General features: G+C 56.7%; 20 protein-coding genes. 10 read left to right on the forward strand and 10 right to left on the reverse strand.

Annotated features, from left to right (window positions below):
• Positions 1–356: 356 nt before the first annotated feature.
• From katG to ACRZ9U_RS15090, 3 genes are all read right to left on the reverse strand, one after another.
• Positions 357–2558, reverse strand: a complete 2202-nt coding sequence (gene katG, locus ACRZ9U_RS15080; protein WP_480562869.1) for a catalase/peroxidase HPI — start codon at positions 2556–2558, stop codon at positions 357–359.
• Positions 2559–2982: 424 nt separating this feature from the next.
• The gene (locus ACRZ9U_RS15085) at positions 2983–3966 is read right to left on the reverse strand and encodes a glycosyltransferase (RefSeq protein ID WP_170408733.1); all 984 of its coding nucleotides are present in this window, start codon (positions 3964–3966) and stop codon (positions 2983–2985) included.
• Positions 3967–4012: 46 nt separating this feature from the next.
• On the reverse strand, positions 4013–4870 hold the full coding sequence (locus ACRZ9U_RS15090) for an SDR family oxidoreductase (RefSeq protein WP_170408734.1): 858 nt from the start codon (positions 4868–4870) through the stop codon (positions 4013–4015).
• An 88-nt stretch (positions 4871–4958) separates the two neighbouring features.
• Here ACRZ9U_RS15090 and ACRZ9U_RS15095 point away from each other — a divergent pair, with 88 nt between their 5' ends.
• Positions 4959–5591, forward strand: coding sequence for a class I SAM-dependent DNA methyltransferase (locus tag ACRZ9U_RS15095; RefSeq protein ID WP_170408735.1), 633 nt, complete (start codon positions 4959–4961; stop codon positions 5589–5591).
• A 66-nt stretch (positions 5592–5657) separates the two neighbouring features.
• Here ACRZ9U_RS15095 and ACRZ9U_RS15100 read toward each other — a convergent pair whose 3' ends face one another.
• Both ACRZ9U_RS15100 and ACRZ9U_RS15105 read right to left on the reverse strand, forming a co-directional pair.
• The gene (locus tag ACRZ9U_RS15100) at positions 5658–6644 is read right to left on the reverse strand and encodes a sterol desaturase family protein (RefSeq protein WP_170408736.1); all 987 of its coding nucleotides are present in this window, start codon (positions 6642–6644) and stop codon (positions 5658–5660) included.
• Positions 6645–6668: 24 nt separating this feature from the next.
• Entirely contained in the window at positions 6669–7424 is a 756-nt protein-coding gene (locus ACRZ9U_RS15105; RefSeq protein WP_170408737.1) for a class II aldolase and adducin N-terminal domain-containing protein, read from the reverse strand.
• Between the two features lie 116 nt (positions 7425–7540).
• Here ACRZ9U_RS15105 and ACRZ9U_RS15110 point away from each other — a divergent pair, with 116 nt between their 5' ends.
• The 7 genes from ACRZ9U_RS15110 to ACRZ9U_RS15140 all read left to right on the forward strand — a co-directional run bounded on the left by ACRZ9U_RS15110 (position 7541) and on the right by ACRZ9U_RS15140 (position 15043).
• The gene (locus ACRZ9U_RS15110) at positions 7541–8416 is read left to right on the forward strand and encodes a LysR family transcriptional regulator (RefSeq protein ID WP_170408738.1); all 876 of its coding nucleotides are present in this window, start codon (positions 7541–7543) and stop codon (positions 8414–8416) included.
• A gap of 157 nt (positions 8417–8573) precedes the next feature.
• On the forward strand, positions 8574–10376 hold the full coding sequence (gene ade, locus ACRZ9U_RS15115; RefSeq protein ID WP_170408739.1) for an adenine deaminase: 1803 nt from the start codon (positions 8574–8576) through the stop codon (positions 10374–10376).
• Positions 10373–11836, forward strand: a complete 1464-nt coding sequence (locus ACRZ9U_RS15120) for an AMP nucleosidase (RefSeq protein ID WP_170399140.1) — start codon at positions 10373–10375, stop codon at positions 11834–11836. Before ade ends, ACRZ9U_RS15120 begins: the two co-directional genes overlap by 4 nt.
• Positions 11837–11966: 130 nt before the next feature.
• On the forward strand, positions 11967–12254 hold the full coding sequence (locus tag ACRZ9U_RS15125; protein WP_010442901.1) for an HU family DNA-binding protein: 288 nt from the start codon (positions 11967–11969) through the stop codon (positions 12252–12254).
• Positions 12255–12427: 173 nt separating this feature from the next.
• Positions 12428–13141 (forward strand): hypothetical protein, encoded by a 714-nt coding sequence (locus ACRZ9U_RS15130; RefSeq protein ID WP_170408740.1) that lies wholly within the window; start codon positions 12428–12430, stop codon positions 13139–13141.
• Positions 13138–13974, forward strand: coding sequence for a hypothetical protein (locus tag ACRZ9U_RS15135; RefSeq protein ID WP_480902275.1), 837 nt, complete (start codon positions 13138–13140; stop codon positions 13972–13974). Before ACRZ9U_RS15130 ends, ACRZ9U_RS15135 begins: the two co-directional genes overlap by 4 nt.
• A 181-nt stretch (positions 13975–14155) precedes the next feature.
• A complete protein-coding gene (locus ACRZ9U_RS15140) occupies positions 14156–15043 on the forward strand; it encodes a DMT family transporter (protein WP_170399146.1) in 888 nt (295 codons plus the stop codon).
• On the opposite strand, the gene ACRZ9U_RS15145 is transcribed toward ACRZ9U_RS15140, so the two are convergent.
• Complete coding sequence (locus ACRZ9U_RS15145) at positions 15019–15411, reverse strand: glutathione peroxidase (RefSeq protein ID WP_480902278.1); 393 nt, start codon at positions 15409–15411, stop codon at positions 15019–15021. The two genes, ACRZ9U_RS15140 and ACRZ9U_RS15145, sit on opposite strands and share 25 nt — an antisense overlap.
• 6 nt (positions 15412–15417) lie before the next feature.
• Positions 15418–15540, reverse strand: coding sequence for a hypothetical protein (locus ACRZ9U_RS15150; protein ID WP_480902281.1), 123 nt, complete (start codon positions 15538–15540; stop codon positions 15418–15420).
• A 143-nt stretch (positions 15541–15683) separates the two neighbouring features.
• On the opposite strand from ACRZ9U_RS15150, the gene msrB reads away from it, so the two are divergent.
• Positions 15684–16130 (forward strand): peptide-methionine (R)-S-oxide reductase MsrB, encoded by a 447-nt coding sequence (msrB, locus tag ACRZ9U_RS15155; protein ID WP_170399151.1) that lies wholly within the window; start codon positions 15684–15686, stop codon positions 16128–16130.
• Positions 16130–16642 (forward strand): peptide-methionine (S)-S-oxide reductase MsrA, encoded by a 513-nt coding sequence (gene msrA, locus ACRZ9U_RS15160; RefSeq protein WP_170408742.1) that lies wholly within the window; start codon positions 16130–16132, stop codon positions 16640–16642. The genes msrB and msrA overlap by 1 nt, the downstream gene beginning before the upstream one ends.
• Before the next feature lie 26 nt (positions 16643–16668).
• Here msrA and ACRZ9U_RS15165 read toward each other — a convergent pair whose 3' ends face one another.
• From ACRZ9U_RS15165 to fzlA, 3 genes are all read right to left on the reverse strand, one after another.
• Positions 16669–18672, reverse strand: a complete 2004-nt coding sequence (locus ACRZ9U_RS15165; RefSeq protein WP_170408743.1) for a hydantoinase/oxoprolinase family protein — start codon at positions 18670–18672, stop codon at positions 16669–16671.
• Between the two features lie 62 nt (positions 18673–18734).
• Positions 18735–19772: a tRNA epoxyqueuosine(34) reductase QueG gene (gene queG, locus ACRZ9U_RS15170; protein WP_170408744.1), complete on the reverse strand. Its 1038-nt coding sequence runs from the start codon at positions 19770–19772 to the stop codon at positions 18735–18737.
• Positions 19773–19848: 76 nt separating this feature from the next.
• Entirely contained in the window at positions 19849–20514 is a 666-nt protein-coding gene (gene fzlA, locus ACRZ9U_RS15175; RefSeq protein ID WP_170399162.1) for an FtsZ-binding protein FzlA, read from the reverse strand.
• Positions 20515–20567 lie beyond the last annotated feature (53 nt).

Below are 20567 nucleotides of genomic sequence, written 5' to 3' on the forward strand. Positions count from 1 at the left end.
CCCAATCAAAAACCTCAGATGCCCCCAGTCTCTCCCGAGCGTCTCCGCAGCTTCCACCGCGTCCCAGCACCTCAGCAGCGCCGGTGAAGGGGTATTTACGGATTAGGTCTGGGACCTGCAACCCCCAATTTGAAAAAACTTCACATTTCCGACCACCTTCTTCTTCACCTTAATAAAAACAACAGGTTAGCTTAACAAATCCTCCCGAGAACTCACAAAAAGGAGGTTTATAGAAAGAGAAAGAACAGTCTCTCGGCGGAATCGTACCCAATGCTTGGTACGCGCCCTGAGTCAGGCGCATGAAAACGCCGCCCGACTCTCCTCGGGCGGCGCAATTTACTGCGATGGTTATAGGGTTACTTCAGATCAAAACGATCCGCGTTCATCACCTTGTTCCAGGCCGAGATGAAATCGCAGACAAATTTGCCACCTGCGTCGTCCTGACCATAGACCTCAGCCAGTGCCCGCAGCTGCGAGTTCGACCCAAAGACCAAATCCACGCGGGTACCTGTCCACTTCACGTCACCACTTGCGCGGTCGCGGCCTTCATAGACGCCGTCACCGGATGGTTTCCATTCGGTGCCCATATCCAGCAGGTTCACGAAGAAATCGGTGCTGAGCGTGCCGACCCGTTCGGTCAGCACACCATGAGAAGTTCCGTCAAAGTTTGTGCCCAGCACACGCATCCCACCTACAAGCGCAGTCATCTCCGGTGCCGACAGCGTCAACAGTTGCGCTTTGTCCACTAGCAGGGCCTCGGCCGGAACCGAGTATTCCTTGTGCAGGTAGTTGCGGAAACCGTCCGCTATCGGTTCCATCACCGCGAAAGACTCGACATCCGTCTGCTCTTGCGAAGCATCGGTGCGGCCGGGGCTAAAGGGAACATCAACGTCATGACCTGCGGCCTTGGCTGCCTTTTCGATGGCAGCACCACCACCCAAGACAATGAGATCGGCCAATGAGACCTTCTTGCCACCAGACTGTGCGTCATTGAACGCTTTCTGAACGCCTTCCAGCGCATCCAGCGACTTGGACAGTTTCAGCGGTTCGTTGACCTCCCAATCCTTCTGCGGGGCCAGACGAACGCGCGCACCGTTGGCACCGCCACGCATATCCGATCCCCGGAAGGTCGAGGCCGAAGCCCATGCGGTCGACACCAGATCTGAGATAGACAATCCCGTCGCGAGTATCTTGGCTTTCAGATCGGCTACATCAGCGTCGTCAATAAGCGCGTGATCGACGGCCGGGACGTTGTCTTGCCAAATAAGCTCTTCGCTGGGAGCCTCGGCTCCAAGATAACGCGCACGCGGACCCATGTCGCGGTGGGTTAGTTTGAACCACGCGCGAGCAAAGGCATCGGCAAATTCGTCCGGGTTTTCGTGGAAGCGCTTCGAGATCGGGCCATAGATCGGGTCCATGCGCATCGCCATGTCGGCGGTGGTCATCATAGTCTTGACCTTTTTCGATGGATCACCCGCTGCCGGGGCCATGTCCTCTTCCTTGACCCCAACAGGTTCCCAGATCCACGCGCCCGCTGGGCTCTTGGTCAGGTTCCAGTCGTAGCCAAACAGCAGGTCGAAGTAGCCGTTGTCCCACTTGGTCGGGTTTGCGGTCCAGGCACCCTCGATGCCGCTGGTGGTGGTATCATCACCCTTGCCGCTGCCAAAGTCGTTGATCCAGCCAAAGCCCATCGCCTCCATCGGGGCGGCCTCGGGTTCGGGACCGACAAGACTGGGATCACCGGCGCCGTGGGCCTTACCAAAGGTGTGACCACCCGCAACCAAAGCAACGGTTTCTTCGTCATTCATCGCCATTCGGCCAAAGGTGTCGCGAATATCGCGACCTGAAGCCAAGGCATCTGGCTGACCATCTGGACCTTCGGGATTCACATAGATCAGACCCATTTGCACAGCGGCCAACGGGTTTTCCAGATCACGTTCGCCCGAATAGCGGCTGTGCGGGTTCTCAGTTGGGGCCAGCCATTCGGTCTCGGCACCCCAATAAATGTCTTCCTCAGGTGCCCAGATGTCTTCGCGACCACCGGAGAATCCAAAGGTCGTACCGCCCATGGATTCGATCGCGCAGTTGCCCGCCAATATGTAAAGGTCAGCCCACGAGATCTGGTTGCCGTACTTCTGCTTGATCGGCCAAAGCAGACGGCGCGCCTTGTCCAGGTTGCCATTGTCCGGCCAGCTGTTCAGAGGCGCGAACCGCTGATTGCCGGTCGATGCGCCACCGCGGCCATCTGCCGTGCGGTAGGTGCCCGCTGCGTGCCAGGCCATACGAATGAACAAACCGCCATAGTGACCATAATCTGCGGGCCACCAATCTTGCGAATCTGTCATCAGCGCATACAGGTCTTCCTTCAGTGCCTTCAGGTCGAGCTTCTTGAACTCTTCGGCATAGTCGAATGTCTCGCCCATCGGGTTCGATGCAGGGCTATGCTGGTGCAGAATCGACAGGTTCAGTTGGTTCGGCCACCAATCCCGGTTGGACCGGGCCTCGGCGCCATGCATTACCGGGCATTTGCCCATGTTGGGGGTATCACTTCCGTCCATATCGATCTCCAGTCCTGGCTAGATGTGTGCGTCGCGCGGTTAACTTTGAAACGAGAAACAGGGGTCTTGAGTGTTTTTGCGCTCGTCCTTGGAATGGGCGTTACGCGGGATCGCGCAGATCGGCCCTGCCTTCATTGTAGGAAATAGCATTAACGACTCGTTCTTTCTGTTTGGATGTAGATTTAGCAAATCCAAGCCATTCATATAAGTTTTGTTTTTTGATGATATTGATAATCCAGAGCTATCACTTGAACATCTGCGCGCAGCCTGACCCTGAAGCGCGTGATTGCGATTGCACCACCAAGCTTCACCGTGCCTCGCAAGTCGGGCACAAGAGAGAGTGGACGCAAATAAACTTCCGATGATGGCCGCGCATGAAACGACTGAACTGAGTCTAGCGCAAAACGGATTGACCGGCCCAGATTCAGTGGCCACTGACCTTCTTATAAAGGGCCGATTTATAGCCGAAGGGAATTCCCAATACCCCGACAAGCCACCCAACCGTTCGGGCGATCTGGATCAATCGCCGATCTGGTTGGAACGGAAACAGAAGGATTGCCCCTAACAGCGCCAACAAGCGGAAGGGGGTGCTCAAAAACCCCAAGATCGCCTTTGTTGGCTTCTGATCAAGCTTACGGCGCATATGGGTGTTGGACTGGTCCCTTCCCCGGGCGGTCTGATACCAGAATGACAACCTTTCGGGAGGAATGGTCTCGTACACAAAAGCGTCGGGCACCCAGCCGACCGGTAAGCCTGCAGCAACGGTCTCGGCATAGAACTTTGCATCCGTCCCCCCGGTCATCCGCATGGTTTCATCGAACCAAAGGCCGGTTTCGCTGAACAGACGTGTCTCGCCCAGCCAATTGTTGGTCACAATGGTCACGCCGCCCGTATCGTTCAGCGTGGCTTTCTTGGCGGCTGCGTTTTCCTTGTCGAGGTAACGGTTGCTGATATTGCGCAACATCAGCCGCTGAATCGCGGTCTCCTGCCCCGATGGCCCCGCCGCACGAAGCGGAGCGCCCAGTAGCACGGCAGAGCTGTTGCGATACCCGGCGACCAACCGTTCAAGCCAATCGACCGCCACCACCTCGTCATCATCGACAAAACAGAGCAGATCCGAGCCATTCTCCAACGCTTCGCGCGCGGCTCGGTTGCGTCCGAACGGGATGCCGAGTTCGGTCTCAAGGACATAGTTCAGACTTGCTCCATTAGGCAGCTTCTCCCCTACTGCCTGCACGGTACCTTCGCTGAGCGCTGAGCTGTCGTTTTCCACCACCAAACATCGCACCGAGCAGTCGGGCGGCAGCTTCATCTCTCCCCAGCTTCGAACCAAAGCGGCCAGCATCTCGGGCCGCTGCCGGGTCAGGGTCGAAACGGTAATGTTCAGCGGGACAGAGCGGTCTTTCATCGAAATCCCATACAATCCGTGCCGGTTTCTTGGCAAGGCGCGGCGATCAAGTGGCATCCTTCTGATGCTGCATCAGTGCTTCCAACCCTACACGGTAGTTCGGATAGAGCAATGAGACGCCCAGTTCATCCTTGATCCGATCATTCCGAACGCGCTTGTTCTCATTATAGAAACTGCGCGCCATCGGAGTCAGATCAGCCTCATCAAACGGAACCGCAGGTGGCATCGGCAGACCTTGCAACTCGGCGGCATAGCCGATCACGTCCTGCGGAGGCACCGGTTCATCATCACAGACATTATAGATCGCACCCGGATTGGGTTTGGCCATCGACGCGATCAAAACTTGTGCGATGTCGTCAACATGAATGCGCGAAAATACCTGGCCCGGCTTGATGATCCGCCGCAACCCTCCGCGTTTCAGCTTTGAAAACGGCCCGCGACCCGGCCCGTAAATCCCTGCCAGTCGGAAGATATGCAAGGGCAGGCCCGGAATGCCGCCCCATTGCTCCTCGGCACGCACGCGCCAACGGCCACGTTCAGCCGTCGGTGTGGCGGGCGTCGTCTCATCCACCCAGCCTCCCTGGTGATCCCCGTAAACGGCTGTGGTCGACAGGTAGCCGACCCATTTGAACTGTCCGATCCGCGCGGCGATCTCATCCTTCAATTCCGCCAGCACCGGATCACCATCGGCTGTGGGTGCTGTAGAGACAAGCAGATGCGTCACCCCATCCAGATCAGGCCGATCCCCCGGCCAGACCCAAGGCTCGGCGCCCGAGTCGCGGATTGTCTCAAGTTGCTGGGAATCACGCGTGGTTCCGATGACCCGCCATGTGGTTGGATCCAGTTGCCTCGATATCGCTCGGGCAGAATAGCCGTGGCCGAAGGAGAATAGTGTCTGTGTCATGGTCCCTTTGATGATCTGCCCGGCACGTGGATGCAAGCGCCGGATGGACGCACTTGATTCGAATCCTCTGATGCGCATTCATTGAGAAATGACCAAAAAGACACCTGACTTGCACGCAGCCTACTCCCTGAAATCGCCCGAGGAGAACAAGCGCCTTTATGCGGAATGGGCAGGGGAATATGACGACAGTTTCGCAGCGCTTGAGGACTATCAACTCCACATCCACACGGCGCGCGCTTTTGTGGGTGCAGGCGGACAAGGCCCGGTATTGGATGTAGGCGCGGGCACGGGGTTATGCGGAGCTATTCTGGCCGGGTTGGGCGTGGGTCCGATCGACGCCACCGATATCAGCGCCGAAATGCTGGACGAGGCGATGCGCAAGGATATCTATCGCGACGCGATCGAAGCCGATCTCAATCAGGGCCTGCCGGTTCCGCGCGGCAGCTATGCCGGTGTCGTCTCGTCCGGAACGTTCACCCATGGCCATCTTGGGCCAGAAGTTTTGCCAGCGCTCTTGCGCGTCGCACGCCACGGTGCGCAGTTCGCCCTGTCGATCAACGCAAAACACTTTGAGGCGCTCGGGTTCGCCGATACCTTCCGCCGCCTCGAAGCGGATCAGATCAGAGACTTATCGTTAACGCAGGTCCGGATTTATGGCGATCTTGCTGCCGGCCCTAACAAAGATGACGTCGCTTTGATCGCGTTGTTTGAGAAAACCTGACCAAAGCTCTGCGTAGGTCATATACGGACCTATGCAGAACTCGGCGGGGCAGAACGCCCTAGTGATCTAAGTATACATCTGCTTCTTGAAAGCCCGTGTCCGCGTTGTCGCCTCGGCTGAACCATCGTGATAAGTGCCGAACCACTTGTCGAACGGAATCTCGGATGTGCCGTAGTTACACTCGAAATACCGGTGATGAAGCTGGTGGAAGAAGTCCCCTGCCCGCGCGGCATCCGTTTCACCAGCCTTCAGCTTTTCGAAACCCGAGTGAGACAGTACCGGGCTGATCTGCTGGAAGTAGGCGTGAAACAGCAGATGCAGCGGATGCGAGGGTACAATCAGATGGATGAAGTAGGTGGTGAAATAGAGAAGGTTTTCATACCAGTGGTTCGATATTCCCGACCATGGTCCGATATTGACGTTACGATGGTGCACAGCATGAACGTGCTTGTAGAGTTTCGGGTGATGTTCCAATCGGTGCACCCAGTAGAAATGAAGCCCTGACCACATCGGGATGAAAAGCATCCAGATCACGAACCAAACGGGGGCCACGGCCCAGGTTATCACTGGCGCATAGCCATTCGCCATGGCCCAGTAGATCAGCCACTGATAGACCGTCGCCACAGTCATCGCACTTCCCAGCGTCCACCAGATGTTATCCAAAACCTGATTTCGAAAGGTAAACGGCCCATTGTCACGTGTCAGATCACGCCGGTCGAATTTCTTGTACATGCCCTGCCCTTTGCGCATGTAAAGCCACCAATGCAGACCTCCTGCTATCATGATCTGAGGCACCATGTTCAGCAGCCAAATACGGAACATCCAGCCGGGCGCGAAACTCTGCATGGTCTCTAATGGAGGTAAAAACACGAAATAGGCGGCAAAAGCCATCACCATGCAAAGCGTCAGCGACGTAAGGGGAAGCCAAGCCCCTTTGTACCAGTTCAGGATAGCCGCAGGACGCGGCGGCCAGTTGAACAAAGGGTTCAAACCGACGGGCCCTTCGGGGCGGTAATTCCATCGGGCGGCTTCTGCATCATGTATATCGGTCATGGCTGAAACTCCTAACAGTGCGCTTCAGGTTGCGTAATCCGAGCCTTCGGCATCCAGAACAGATTTGATTTCGCGTAAATGTGCTTCGGCCTGACCGGGATATTCATCAAGCTCTTGCGCGGTTTTCTCAGCAATCTCATCGGACAGAACGCGCAAAGGTTGCCCGGTTTGAAGAGCACGAATGTACGTTTCTGCGGCGCGTTCAAAATAATAGAGTCTGTTAAAGGCATCTGCCGGACTGTCGCCGATCACCAAAACCCCGTGGTTGCCCATGATCATGACTTTCTTTTTCGGGTCCGACAGCATCGCGGCACAGCGCTCACCTTCGTTTTCAAAAGCCAGACCTCCGAATTCTTCATCGATTACGTAGCGATTGAAGAAAGTTGCGGTGTTCTGATCGATCGGCGGTAAGGTGCTGTCTGCCAGCGAGGCAAGAACCGTCGCAAAAATCGAATGCACGTGCATCACGCAGCGCGCATGTGGGCAATGGCGGTGGATCGATCCGTGCAGCCCCCAAGCCGTTGGGTCCGGTGCGCCGGGCTGATCCATGACATCTTTGTCATTGGCATCAAGCAGCAGCAGATTTGACGCCTTGATACGCGCAAAATGCATCTGGTTGGCATTCATCAGGAACTGCGTGCCGTCTTCATTCACCGCGAGGCTGAAATGGTTCGCCACCCCTTCATGCATGTTCAACCGTTCGGTCCAGCGGAATGCGGCGGCCATCTCCACGCGTTCGGACCAATGATCGATGTTGGGACGCAGGTTTGTAACGCTCATGCCGGGCTCCTTCGCGGGGTATTCGATTTCTGGAAATCGTGCCTTCGCCGCAAACGTTTGACCAACGAAAAAAACAAGCCTAGTTCATTAGTAAAACTACTGGCAGAGTTATAAGCATGCAGAAATCACTTCCTCCGCTCGGCTGGCTGCGCACATTTGAAGCTGCAGCCCGTCATTTATCATTCACCGGGGCGGCGCGGGATTTGAACATGACGCAAAGCGCAGTCAGCCAGCAAATCAAATCACTAGAGGGCTATCTGGGTCAGCCATTATTCCTACGTCGCCCGCGTGCATTGGAGCTGACCGAAGCTGGTATCACCTATCTGCCGGTCGTTCGCGAAGCCTTTCGAACTCTGGTAAGGGGGACACAAGCCGTCACGGGCGCACAACAAAACGCAGTTCAGGTCCAGAGCAATATCACATTTGCCGTCAACTGGCTGGCTCCGCGCCTACCCCGGTTTCGGGCACTGCATCCGGATGTACATCTGAACATCTTCACCGAACTATGGGAGCCTCGCGAAATGGCCGAAGGCGCGGCGGTGGAAATCCGCTATTCGCTGCGCCCGGCCGATACGGTGCGCACGGAATTGCTGCGAACAGATCACTATTATCCTGTCTGTGCCCCCGATTTCCCGGTGACGCTGGAAACCCTGCAGGAACAGCCCCTGTTCGACTGTTCAAATTTGTTGTCGAATTGGGAGAGTTGGATCTCAGATCAGAGTCTAACTTGGCAAAAACCCAAGGTAACCTATTCGACGACCTATCTGGTCAGCCTGTCAGTTGCGATGGCCGGAGGAGGCTTGTGTTTAGCCCACGACATGATCGCAAAACGGTTGATTGAAGAAGGCCGCCTGATCGCGCCGTTCATCCATCGCGCCGCAATGCCTGAGGCCTATTATCTATTGCTATCGCCCCAAGCCGAGGAAACGCCGGGCGCGTTGGCGTTTGTCGACTGGCTGCGCGCAGAGATTGAAGCCGATCGCCACAACTAATCGCGGGTCGCTCCCGCCCATCTTTGATGCCCTTTGGGCATCTCCTCTGGTTGGGCGTGGCAGCGCTGGCGCGCTGCGGATGGCAGGTTTTGTGATGATTCCATGATACCTTAATAGTGGGGGTTGCACCTTGCGCCGCATTCGGGAAAGTTGGGCCATGGAATACACTCCCTTCCCAAGTTGGCCCGATACCGCCCCTCGTCTCATTGCTGTTGCTGCTGGCCGCGAGGCTGCCGATTTGGTGATCCGTGGCGGCGTCTGGGTCAATGTGCATAGCCGCGAAACCCTGCCTGACCATGACGTGGCGATCGCTGCGGGGCGCGTTGCTTTTGTGGGGCCGGACGCCGCGCATTGTATCGGTCCTGAGACTCAGATCATCGAGGCGCACGGTCGCTATTTGGTGCCGGGGTTATGCGATGCGCATATGCATATCGAATCGGGCATGTTGACCCCGGCAGAATTTGCCCGCGCAGTCATTCCGCATGGCACAACATCGATGTTCACCGACCCGCATGAGATCGCAAACGTGATGGGGTTGGAAGGCGTGCGCCTGATGCATGACGAAGCACTAATGCAGCCGGTGAACATCTTCACCCAGATGCCGTCCTGTGCACCCTCAGCACCGGGGCTTGAGACCACAGGGTATGAGATCACCGCCGAGGATGTGGCCGAGGCGATGTCTTGGCCCGGTATCATCGGACTGGGCGAGATGATGAACTTTCCCGGTGTCATTCATGGCGATCCGAAAATGTTGGCAGAGATCGCAGCCACACAGCGCGCCGGGAAAATTGTTGGCGGGCACTATGCTTCGCCTGATTTAGGGTCTGATTTCGCGGCATATGTCGCCGGCGGCCCTGCTGATGACCATGAGGGCACCTGCGAGGCAGACGCGATAGCTCGGGTCCGTCAGGGGATGCGGTCTATGATGCGGCTGGGATCGGCTTGGTATGATGTAGAAAGCCAGATCACCGCAGTGACAGAGAAAAGGCTGGACCCGAGGAACTTCATTCTGTGCACGGATGACTGTCATTCGGGCACACTGGTCAACTATGGCCATATGAACCGCGTGGTACGGCATGCGATAGCCTGCGGTTGCGATCCTCTGGTTGCGCTGCAAATGGCGACGATCAACACGGCGACCCATTTTGGATTGGAACGCGAGATCGGCTCGATCACACCCGGGCGGCGCGCTGACATTATCCTGAGTTCTGATCTGGTAGAGCTTCCGATCGAAACCGTGGTCGCGCGCGGTCAGATTGTGGCTGAAAACGGGACGGTAACGGTCGAATGCCCGCATCTGAACTGGCCCGCTAAGGCGCGAAATACAGTACACCTAGGGCATGCGCTGACCTCGACAGACTTTGAAATCGCAGCCCCTGCCGGAGCGAACCGTGTCACGGCCAACGTGATCGGGGTGGTTGAAAACCAAGCTCCAACGCAAGCGTTGAAATCCGAGCTACCGATTATCGAAGGGCTTGTTGAAGGCGAAGGCGATGTGTGCCAAATCGCATTGGTCGAACGGCATCGCGCTACCGGAGGTGTGACCAACGCCTTTGTCTCGGGCTTTGGGTATCAAGGCAAAATGGCCATGGCCTCGACCGTTGCGCATGACAGCCACCATATGATTGTTGTCGGCACCGACCGTGAACAGATGGCGCTGGCAGCGAACAGGCTGGCCGAAGTGGGCGGAGGCATCACAATCTTTCGCGATGGCGAGGAACTGGCCTTGGTGGAACTGCCGATCGCAGGCCTGATGTCCGACAACCCAGCGACTGAGGTTGCCGCCAAAGCAGAACAAATGGTCGAGGCGATGAAGACCTGCGGCTGTCAGCTTAACAACGCATATATGCAGCATTCTCTGCTGGCCCTGGTTGTGATTCCTGAACTGCGGATCTCGGACCTTGGGCTGGTGGACGTACGTACATTCGAAAAGATCGACCTTCTGGAACCCCTTGCATGACTACTATCCGAACACCTGACGTTCCCAACCCCGAGAAATTTAGCGATCCGCTTGCAGCTGTCGCACGTTTGGAAGAGCTCTATGAACAGGCGACAAAATTCCTGTGCGATAGGTTTGCAAATGCACTTAAGAACGGCGCTCCTACCGAAAGGTTTCGGGCGTTCTACCCCGAAATCCGGATCAGGACCTCGTCTTACGCGCAGGTCGACAGCCGGCTGAGCTTCGGTCACGTGTCCGAGCCGGGCACGCACGCCACGACAGTGACGCGCCCCGATCTGTTCCGGTCCTACCTGACCCAGCAGATCGCGCTTTTGATCAAGAACCACGATCAACCGGTCACAATCGGAGCTTCGGAAACGCCGATCCCGGTCCATTTCGCTGTCGCCAATAACCCGGATCTGGTTGTCCCGCATCAGGGTGCAGCTGGGTTCACTCTGCGCGATGCGTTCGATGTACCGGACCTGAATACAACAAACGACGATATCGTGAATGGCGTGCACGAGCTGGAAAACGAAGCCGGGCCCCTTGCGCTGTTCACGGCCCAGCGCGTGGACTATTCGTTGGCAAGGCTTTCGCATTACACCGCGACTGACCCCGGTCATTTCCAGAACCACGTGCTGTTCACCAACTATCAGTTCTATGTCTCGGAATTTGAGAGCTACGCACGGGCGCAACTCGCTGATCCCGACAGCGGCTATACCAGCTTTGTCTCGACCGGGAATGTTGAGATCACGGACGCCGAAGCCGTACTGGAACAGCCCCTTAAACTGCCGCAAATGCCAACCTACCACCTGAAACGCGCGGATGGGTCTGGGATCACGCTGGTCAATATCGGCGTCGGGCCATCGAATGCCAAAACGGCCACCGACCACATTGCGGTTCTGCGCCCGCACGCCTGGTTGATGGTCGGCCACTGCGCCGGTCTGCGCAACACGCAGGCGCTTGGGGATTTCGTACTGGCACATGCCTACCTGCGCGAGGACAAAGTGCTGGACGACGACCTGCCCGTCTGGGTGCCGATCCCACCGCTGGCCGAAGTCCAGGTCGCGCTGGAACAGGCTGTGGCCGAGGTAACCGAGTTGGAAGGCTACGAGCTGAAACGTATCATGCGAACAGGTACAGTCGCCTCGGTCGATAACCGCAATTGGGAGCTACGCGATCAGTCCGGCCCGGTGCAACGACTCAGCCAGTCCCGTGCGATTGCGCTGGATATGGAAAGTGCAACAATCGCAGCCAACGGTTATCGGTTCCGCGTTCCTTACGGCACCTTGCTGTGCGTCTCGGATAAGCCCTTGCATGGTGAATTAAAGCTTCCCGGCATGGCTTCGGCGTTCTATACCACTCAGGTCAGTCGTCATTTGGCGATCGGAATCCGGGCGATGGAGCACTTGCGCGGCATGCCGCTGGAACGGTTACACAGCCGGAAATTGCGTTCGTTTGACGAAACGGCCTTTCTCTGAAGCAAAAAAGCAACGAATTTCCCCTATTTTTGGGGTTTTTAGTGCTACTATTCGTTGTGTTCAGCCACAATATCCCGTTACAGTTACGCGGTGAGGCCCTATAGATCGGGCACGTTAAGGAGACCAAGAAATGGCAAAGCCTATGACAAAGACTCAGCTGGTGGCTGCTCTCGCTGAGGAAATGGGAACTGACAAGAAATCCGCAAATGCTGCGCTGGAGGCCATGACCGGCCTGATCACTCGCGAAGTTTCGGCCGGTGGTGCCGTCACCCTGCCCGGCGTTGGCAAAATCTACTGCCGCGAGCGCCCCGAGCGCATGGTGCGCAACCCCGCCACCGGCGAGCAGTTCAAGAAAGAAGCCGACAAAGTGGTCAAAATGACCATCGCGAAAGCTCTGAAAGACAGCGTCAACGGCTAATTCGCCGAAGACAGATCGCAAGATCGAAGGGGTCGCCACCGGGCGGCCCTTTTTTGCCTGAATAAGCTATGTAAACATCTGATTAATATCGAGTTTTTGCAGATATCGCCATAGTTGTGTCATATTCCTCATCCACTCGCTTAATGGGAAGTATTATTGAGGAATCTCGATTTTTGGCACGATATCAAACCACTGAATTCGATACAGAAAATCAATTCGACTGGGCAAGCATCCAATACACGATTGAAGACGATGTTGTCGTTGCAACGCGGACGACTTTTGATGCCGGATACGAGGTCTTCGGGACTTACGAAGACGGCGTTTTGCGTCAGGAATTTTATGTCGGAACAGAAGAGGCATTGGGCTTTGATAATCGGTTCATTGACTATGACGCCAATGGCATAATGACCGAACGCGGAACGGTTTATCCAGACAGTATCCGCGTGACCGAGACCTTTCAAAATGGTGTTCCGAATGAGATTCTCATCCAAGATGGGTTTTTCGGAGACGGTGCAAAACCCTGGGACCAGATCGTTCTACGCTATGATGCGTCGGGCAATATCGTAGGCCGCACGATAACAAACGATAATGGTGCCCGGACGGTTGAAGCCTTCGCGCCCGGTCATTTCAGTACTGTTCAGGACTTTCTACAAACCAAATCCTGGGATCGGATCGACACGTTCTTCGATGTCAACGGAGAGACAACCGGACGGACGACCACCTATGACAATGGAATTGTCAAACAGGAAACGTGGGCAGACGGACAGCATAGCAACGTAACGCAGACAGACGGAAGCGACATAAAGTCGTGGGAAACCATCAGCACCTCATTTGATGGCAGTGGAAAGAAATCTGAAAGACAACGACATATGACAATGGAGTCGTGAAACACGAGGTCTGGTCAGATGGCCAGCGCGTCAGCATCAGCCAGACCGATGAGCTGGAAGCGAAATCCTGGGATTCGATCACGACCACCTATCAGGACGGACAAATCTCGGAACGTCGGCTGGAGAAAGATAATGGGGACGTAACCGTTACACTTTATGCGGATGGAAAACGTTCTGACGTGCTGCAACTGGACGGGGACGACAGTGCTTCTTGGGCATTGAAGGTCACCAGCTATCCAGACGCAGGCGGGAAAGAGATTTCTTTGTATAAAAAGGTCGAGGACATCCCTGAATCCTTGCTCCAATACTTCCCGGAACTGACCGCGCCTGACCCGCTTGAAGAGTTCGTGCTGGATTTCAATGACGGAACCCGCATCAATGACAGTGATCAGGTGCTGAATGGTGCATTTATTGCAAGTGTTAGCAAAGGGCAGAGCAACACTGATGGTATTCTAACCCCATACGAATACGGTGGCTCAAACCCCGACCCCGACCTGGAGGCGTTCAATTCCTGGGGGGCAACTGTCGGCTTCTCGAAAAGCGATGGCGAAGAATTCAACTTCAACAGCGTTTCCTTGGCCAATGCTTCCAGATCGGACACCACGTATATACCTGAATCGAACTGGGCAAACCAAGTCACTATCAATGCCTATAATGGCGATGAGCTGGTGCACTCTGCAGAGGTCGATCTGACATTCGATCACGTCACACACGAGTTTGACTGGCGCGATATTGATCACGTCGAGTTCGTTGCATCGGGAGGTGAAATTACCAATGACCATGTCGAGAACGCGGGTTGGTTCTCGATGGACGATCTTAGCTTTTTCGCCTGAATCAAGCGACAAGCTGAATCATAATGATGAGCAGCGCTTTTCTACAAAAGCTCTGCTCATTCTCATTGCGCGCAAGCTCATTGATGCCAACTATCGGGCGACCCCGCTATTCGACGCAATGGGTCCTTGCAGCTCATGTTAAAATCAGGAACAGTCGCCCGAATTTCATCAGGAGGCCGTAATGGACCTGCGCGCCATCGCCATGGGGCTTGTTTTCGCCCTCATCTGGTCTTCGGCCTTCAGCTCGGCGCGGATCATCGTTGCCGATGCCTCGCCTTTGTTCTCGTTGGCGCTGCGATTTCTGATTTCGGGACTAATTGGCGTGGCGATCGCACGCGCCATGGGGCAAAGCTGGCGCCTGACTCGCAACCAATGGCGCGCCACTATTCTGTTCGGAATCTGCCAAAATGCCCTTTATTTGGGTCTAAACTTCTATGCGATGCAGACAGTCGAGGCTTCGGTCGCGGCGATCATCGCCTCGACTATGCCCCTGCTGGTAGCCCTAGCCGGCTGGCTGCTATTGGGTGAGCGGATACGCCCGCTGGGCATCGTCGGCTTGCTGGCAGGTTTTGTCGGTGTCGCGCTAATCATGGGTAGCCGGATTAACGCTGGTGTCGATCTGTTCGGGGTTCTGCTCTGCGGAATCGGGGCGCTGGCGCTGACCTTTGCCACCTTGGCTGTTCGGGGGGCGACTTCGGGCGGTAACTTCATGATGGTGGTTGGGCTGCAGATGCTTATCGGATCGGCGGTGCTGTTTCTCGCCGCCCCGGTGTTCGAGTCTATTCATATCCACGCCACACTGCCTTTTATGCTGGCTTTTACCTACACCACGCTATTCCCGGGCCTTCTGGCAACTTTCATCTGGTTCCTGCTACTGGATCGCATCGGCCCGATCCGTGCAGCAACGTTCCATTTCCTCAACCCGGTATTCGGCGTGACCATCGCCGCCATTTTACTGGGTGAGAAGTTGGGCCCATTGGATGCGGTGGGGGTTCTGATCACAACGCTGGGAATTCTTGCCGTACAGCTGTCGCGCGAACCCGGTCAGCGCAGTAACGCCTCGACCTGATCTATCAATTTAGGCGCATTTGGCTTGGTGCTTGACCCATAGGTGGCAACGACCTCACCCTCGGGGCCAATAAGCACTTTGTTAAAGTTCCATTTCGGGACAAAGCCAGTCTGCGCAGCAACAGCTCGGTAAAACGGATGGGCATCCGAACCTTTCACTGGAGTGATATCCGTCATCGGAAGCGTAAGGTCATAATTTAGTTCGCAAAAATTCTTGACCTCTTTCGACGACGCCAGCTCTTGTTTGAACGAATTCGACGGGACCGCCAGTACCACCAGCCCGCGTACTTCATATGTTTCGTGCAGCTCCTGCAACGCTGCGTATTGTCCGGTAAAGCCGCAAAGCGACGCCGTGTTGACCACAAGCACGGGCTGTCAGCGCCAGTCTTCCAGTGATAATGTCCCGCCATCGATTGATGAAAATTCGCCCGTCAGTGGTGCCGCCTGAAGGGCTTTGCCCAACAAGATCAGAGCAGTCAACAGAGCCATACGGAACATCACTTCACCTCCTGTTATAAATCATACGCGCTGTGCATTCGTTTGGATCAACTGCACAGACCCGCGAGCGCGCTGTAATATGGTTTTGATTCCTACGCATCTATGCCCAAATAGGACATCATCATTCAAACACCGGAGGATCCATGTCCCGTTATACCAAAGACCCCGAGGTCATTGCGGCCCTCTCACCTGAAGAATTTCACGTCACCCAGCGCAGCGGCACCGAACGCCCGGGCACTGGCAAGCTGTTGAACAACAAGGAACCGGGCATCTACGTGGATATCGTCTCGGGCGAGCCGTTGTTCGCCTCGACCCACAAATACGAATCCGGCTGCGGCTGGCCCAGTTTCACCAAGCCAATCATACATGAACATGTCGAAGAGTTTCGCGACACCACTCATGGCATGATCCGGACCGAGGTCCGCTCGAAACACGGCGACAGCCACCTGGGCCACGTGTTTCCCGATGGCCCCCGCGAACATGGCGGGCTACGCTATTGCATCAATTCCGCCTCGCTGCGGTTCATTCATCGCGACGAGATGGAGGCCGAAGGGTATGGCGAATTTCTGATCCATGTGGAGGATATCTGATGACCGATGAACGCGCCGTTCTGGCCGGAGGCTGCTTTTGGGGCATGCAGGACCTGATCCGCAAATTGCCCGGCGTCTCGCGCACCCGCGTCGGGTACACCGGTGGCGATGTGCCAAACGCAACTTATCGCAACCACGGCACCCATGCTGAAGGGATCGAAATCTGGTTCGACCCGACCCAGATCACCTATCGCGATCTGCTAGAGTTCTTTTTCCAGATCCACGACCCGACCACCCTGAATCGTCAGGGCAATGACCGCGGAATGAGTTATCGCTCGGCGATCTACTATGTGGACGATGCCCAGAAACAGGTGGCTGAAGATACAATTGCCGATGTCAACGCCAGCGGCATTTGGCCCGGCAATGTGGTGACCGAAGTCGAACCCGTCGGCGATTTCTGGGAAGCCGAGCCCGAGCATCAAGATTACCTAGAGCGCATCCCCAACGGATACACCTGCCATTTCCCGCGCCCGGACTGGGTGCTGCCAAAACGCTCCAGTGCGGCAGAATGATATGCGCGGTATAGCCCCTTGCGGGGCTATCCGACCGCCACCCGAGGTCGTCCGCTCGCCTCAACCGTGATCAACGCTTCGACGAATACTTCTTGCGCCTCAATCTTGGCGGTGCGGATATCGCGGTCGACTGTCACGCGTATATCCTCGGCACCTGCTTGGCGCACCGCGCCCTCAGCCTCGTTGCGCAGCACATCTTCAAGCAACTGTAGAGCGGAATTCGAGTCCGAGAAATCCTGCGGCCCCTCTTCCAGATGTACCCGATAGCGGCCTTCGGCCGGGGACGTAACTGAACCGGCCCGCCGAAGGGTCAGCCGCCCGACAACCGCACCGATGGCATTTGCAACACCGGCATGCTTTGGCAGGACCATCTTGCAATGCAACCGCTCTCCGACTGCCGGGTAATAGCTGGGGGCCGAAGCCCCAAGGCCCACTACATCCACATTCAGCGCGGCATCCAATGCCAACAACCCACGGTGTTTCGCCAGCCCGCGCTGCGTCAGAACATGCCGGGCCAGATCTCTTGCAGGCTGGTCAAACCCATGGCTTTCCTCGGCAAAAGCAGTCTCTAATAAGGTCAATGAGGTTTGTTCGGTCAACTGATCGACAATGAGCTGAGCCAGCGCTTCAGGCGATGCTGCCAGCTTGTCCCCTGATCCAACCCGCTTACGCGCCATCAGTTCCAGCGCCTTAAGCGCTGCTGAGCAGTCCCAATCCGCAAGCCGCCCCAGAGCATGACTGGCATCCGAAGGGGTGACACCCGAGACCTGTACGATCCCGCGATCCACCAAACGACCCAGTGCCCCATGCTCCATCCGGGTTTGCAACAGACTGCTGAGCGGCACAACACGATCCTCCAACCGGTCCAGTAACACTGTTTCACGCGGCCCGACCCCATCGGCGGGGATACCCGACACACGACGGGCAAACCTCGTGTCATGTTCACCTACGGTCGTCGCTCGCAATTGCTCATCTAATGCCGCATGTACCACATCCGGGGCCTCAGCTGCGATCAGCGACACCGGCAGCACCCGACGCGGCCCAAGGAAGACACCGCCGCCCAAGCCTTCGGTCACCACATGCACCTGACTGTCACCGCCCAAACCATGAGTCCGCATCGCAACCGCTTCAACCATGGTCCTGAAACCGCCAACCTGCGCGCCTGCGGGGTCGATGGCAGGTTTGCCATCTCTGATCAGCGCGACGTCGGTTGTGGTCCCGCCGATATCGGACACCAGCGCGTTCTCAGCTTCGGTCAGCCAGCGCGCGCCAACGATAGAGGCCGCAGGGCCACTTAGGATCGTTTCAATCGGACGCTCCCGCGCCTGCTCGGCGCTCATCAAAGCGCCATCCCCGCGCACAACCATCATTGGGGCGGTGATGCCCTGCGCGCGCAACTGATCCTGCGCGCGCCCGATCAAGCGGTCGATCATCCCGATCAATCGTGCATTCAGCACGGCGGTCACTGCACGCTTTGGCCCATTCAGCTTGGCCGACAGATGATGAGAGCACGTGACCGGCACTCCCGTACGCTCGGAAATCACGCGCGCCACTTCCAGTTCATGCGCCGGATTCCTGGTCGCGAACTGTGCCGCAACCGCATAGCCGGAAATGCCTGAATGTGAGTCTAAAAAGGCCTCTAGCCCTGCAACATCCAATTCGGCGACCTGACCCCCGGCATAGTTGTGCCCCCCGGCCAGAACCAAAGCCGGATCGCCCTTCAACGCCTCTCTTAGACCGTGTTTCTCAAGGTCGCTTTCCCGAAACCCGACATAGATCAACGCCACGCGCCCGCCCTGGCCTTCGACCAACGCATTGGTGGCCAGCGTTGTCGACAACGATGCCATCCCAATCTGATCCGGAGACACATCAGCCGTCTCTAGCACAGCAGAAACCGCGCGCCCCACACCAATCGCTAGATCCGCTCGTGTGGTCAGCGATTTGGCCGACGCGATCACCTCGCGCTCATCCCGGATCAGCACCGCATCCGTATAGGTTCCGCCCGTATCCACCCCCAAAGCCAACGCCATCGGGTCCTCCATCTGTTCGCCAGAACCGGGTGTAGCGTTTTCCTGCGGCGCGTCCAGCCTGTTTACGACAACCGGGATGCCGCCCAGCGCGCTGCATCAGCCACGGTCGGATCCGGATCATCGGTCAGCGCCTGTGCAACCGGCAGTAACGCCGGCACCGCTGAGTTCCCAATCGCATAAAGCACGTTCCGCACGAACCGATTCCGGCCGATCCGCTTTATCGGCGAGCCCGAGAACATCGCGCGGAATGCTGTATCATCCAGCTGCGCCAGTTCCGCCAACGGAGGCGCCTTTAGCTCCTCCCGCGCCGCATAGCGAAGGTCACTGGCCGCGACCGCAAACTTGTTCCACGGGCAGGCCGCAAGACAATCATCGCAGCCGTAGATTCGGTTGCCCAACAGCGCGCGCAACTCTTCCTCCACCGGCCCCTTATGCTCGATGGTCAGATACGAAATACAGCGCCGCGCATCCAACTGATACGGTGCCGGAAACGCGTCGGTCGGACAGGCCGTCAAACACGCGCGGCATGAGCCACAATGGTCGACCTCAGCGCCATCCACAGGCAAATCCAAAGTTGTGAAAACAGACCCTAAAAAGGCCCAATTTCCCCAATCCTGACTGACAAGATTGGTATGCTTGCCCTGCCACCCCAGCCCAGCGGCCTGCCCCAGCGCCTTCTCTGGCACCGGAGCAGTATCGACAAACACCTTCACTTCACCACCACCCTCGGCAATCAGCCAGCGCGCCAATCGTTTGAGGCGCTTCTTAACCAGATCGTGATAATCCTTGTTCTGCGCATAAACCGAAATGGCGCCCAAGTTGGAATGCGCCAGCACCGCAGTCGGGTCATGCTCGGGCGTATAGCTCTCCGCAAGCATGATCACCGACCGCGCGTCAGGCCACAGCACAGACGGATCACCGCGCCAATGAGCCCGCTCAGCCATCCAGCCCATCTGGCCATGATATCCGGCTTGTAGAAAGGCATCCAACCGTTCGGGAACAAGGGGCACATCCCAAGGACGACAAACCTGACAGGCGACAAACCCCTCAGACAAGGCTTGCTCCACCAACCGCTGTTTCAACTCCGATCCGCTCTTCATCTGGCCAAAAATACCTTCGGGGATGAATTGGCCCAATGGCCAAGAGGGGGCGGACAGCCCCCTACCCCTCAATCTATCAGAAATCCAGATCCGCGTAATGTGGCGGTGGCCGGAATCCCGGAACCTGATCCGCCAGAATCGAGCGGAACGCCGGGCGGGATTTGATCTTGGCGTACCAGTCCTTCACCGCAGAGCTTCGGTTCCAATCTACGTCCGAAATGTAATCCAGCGCCGACAGATGCGCCGCCGCGGCGAAATCGGCCAATGTCATCTGATCTCCGGCCAGCCAGCGACGGTGATCCAGCAGCCAGGCCATATAATCCAGATGATACTTGATCGCGCGCGCGCCTTCCTTGACGTTCTTGCTGTCCGGATAGCCTTGCCCCGTTACTTTCTTGTTCACCCGCTCATAGAGTAGCTTTGAGGTCACCTCGTGGTGAAACTTGTCATCAAACCAGCCTACCAAACGCCGCACCTCATAACGTGCTTCGGCTTTTTTAGGCATCAAGGGTGGCTCGGGTCGGGTCTCTTCGATATATTCGCAGATCGCGGCGCTCTCGGCCATGATCTGACCATCCAGTCGCAGCACAGGAACCTTACCCGCCGGGTTGCGGCGCAAAAAATCCGGGTCCTGTTCCCAGTATCGTTCTTCGACCAGCTCAACCTCGATCTTCTTTTCGGCCAAAGACAGGCGAACCTTGCGGCAATAGGGCGAGAGGGGAACGTGAAACAGACGCGCCATGAACTTCCATTCGAACCAGTAGAGTACCCTTCAAGCTTTAGCCGCTGAGGGGT

The organism is Ruegeria sp. D7 (assembly GCF_056534355.1).

Excerpts from the sequence above, each read along its gene's own strand:
- katG (WP_480562869.1), bottom strand. The coding sequence starts at position 2,558 with ATGGACGGAAGTGATACCCCCAACATGGGCAAATGCCCGGTAATGCAT.
- ACRZ9U_RS15085 (WP_170408733.1), bottom strand. The coding sequence starts at position 3,966 with ATGAAAGACCGCTCTGTCCCGCTGAACATTACCGTTTCGACCCTGACC.
- ACRZ9U_RS15090 (WP_170408734.1), bottom strand. The coding sequence starts at position 4,870 with ATGACACAGACACTATTCTCCTTCGGCCACGGCTATTCTGCCCGAGCG.
- ACRZ9U_RS15095 (WP_170408735.1), top strand. The coding sequence starts at position 4,959 with ATGACCAAAAAGACACCTGACTTGCACGCAGCCTACTCCCTGAAATCG.
- ACRZ9U_RS15100 (WP_170408736.1), bottom strand. The coding sequence starts at position 6,644 with ATGACCGATATACATGATGCAGAAGCCGCCCGATGGAATTACCGCCCC.
- ACRZ9U_RS15105 (WP_170408737.1), bottom strand. The coding sequence starts at position 7,424 with ATGAGCGTTACAAACCTGCGTCCCAACATCGATCATTGGTCCGAACGC.
- ACRZ9U_RS15110 (WP_170408738.1), top strand. The coding sequence starts at position 7,541 with ATGCAGAAATCACTTCCTCCGCTCGGCTGGCTGCGCACATTTGAAGCT.
- ade (WP_170408739.1), top strand. The coding sequence starts at position 8,574 with ATGGAATACACTCCCTTCCCAAGTTGGCCCGATACCGCCCCTCGTCTC.
- ACRZ9U_RS15120 (WP_170399140.1), top strand. The coding sequence starts at position 10,373 with ATGACTACTATCCGAACACCTGACGTTCCCAACCCCGAGAAATTTAGC.
- ACRZ9U_RS15125 (WP_010442901.1), top strand. The coding sequence starts at position 11,967 with ATGGCAAAGCCTATGACAAAGACTCAGCTGGTGGCTGCTCTCGCTGAG.
- ACRZ9U_RS15140 (WP_170399146.1), top strand. The coding sequence starts at position 14,156 with ATGGACCTGCGCGCCATCGCCATGGGGCTTGTTTTCGCCCTCATCTGG.
- ACRZ9U_RS15150 (WP_480902281.1), bottom strand. The coding sequence starts at position 15,540 with ATGTTCCGTATGGCTCTGTTGACTGCTCTGATCTTGTTGGGCAAAGCC.
- msrB (WP_170399151.1), top strand. The coding sequence starts at position 15,684 with ATGTCCCGTTATACCAAAGACCCCGAGGTCATTGCGGCCCTCTCACCT.
- msrA (WP_170408742.1), top strand. The coding sequence starts at position 16,130 with ATGACCGATGAACGCGCCGTTCTGGCCGGAGGCTGCTTTTGGGGCATG.
- ACRZ9U_RS15165 (WP_170408743.1), bottom strand. The coding sequence starts at position 18,672 with ATGGCGTTGGCTTTGGGGGTGGATACGGGCGGAACCTATACGGATGCG.
- queG (WP_170408744.1), bottom strand. The coding sequence starts at position 19,772 with ATGAAGAGCGGATCGGAGTTGAAACAGCGGTTGGTGGAGCAAGCCTTG.
- fzlA (WP_170399162.1), bottom strand. The coding sequence starts at position 20,514 with ATGGCGCGTCTGTTTCACGTTCCCCTCTCGCCCTATTGCCGCAAGGTT.